The 598-nt window shown below is 59.0% G+C and carries 1 pseudogene; it reads left to right on the top strand.

Annotation, left to right across the window (positions count from 1 at the left end):
* Positions 1-271 precede the first annotated feature (271 nt).
* Positions 272-526: pseudogene (locus tag DC522_RS33980) on the top strand (IS6 family transposase); the annotation flags it as partial.
* Positions 527-598 lie beyond the last annotated feature (72 nt).

Raw genomic sequence — 598 nt, 5'->3', positions numbered from 1 at the left:
GGGCCAGATCGCCGGCACCAGAGCGGAGTATGCCCTACGCAACCGTGCGCTTGCCGCCCTCCCGCTTGCAGCCGACAAATCGCATTAGCCCGAATACAGGAGGGCATAGGTGTTCCCGAAGCCGACTTACATTGGCGGTCGATACTATTGGCGAACCAATCAGCCGGCCAGGGCTGCAAAGCGTGAGGTTCGGGTCGGCGCCAGGGAACTGTCGCAAACCTTTCGGTAACTCCGTTCGGCCTATGCCTCCGGCACGCTCCGGAGGTGCATGATGTTTAAGGGCCGCCATTTTGATCGCTCGGTAATCCTGCTGTGCGTCCGGTGGTATCTGGCCAATGGCCTGAGCCTCCGGAATTTCGAAGAGATGATGGCCGAACGCGGCGTGGAGGTGGATCATGCCACTATCCACCGCTGGACCCTTCACTATGCTTCGCTCCTGCTTGAGCAGTTTAATCGGCGCAAGCGACCGGTCATCGGCAAGTGGCACGTTGATGAAACTTACATCGAGGTCTGCGGGCGGTGGATGTGTGTGGACGCCCCGTCAAATGCAAGGAAAATCATTACGCGTGATCTTGGGACTGCGATCGGGTGCTGACGT

The sequence above is a fragment of the Microvirga sp. KLBC 81 genome (genome assembly GCF_003075415.1).
GTDB lineage: Bacteria > Pseudomonadota > Alphaproteobacteria > Rhizobiales > Beijerinckiaceae > Microvirga.
The sequence above is the reverse complement of the archived record's forward strand: the minus strand, read 5'-3'. Positions and strand labels throughout refer to the sequence as shown.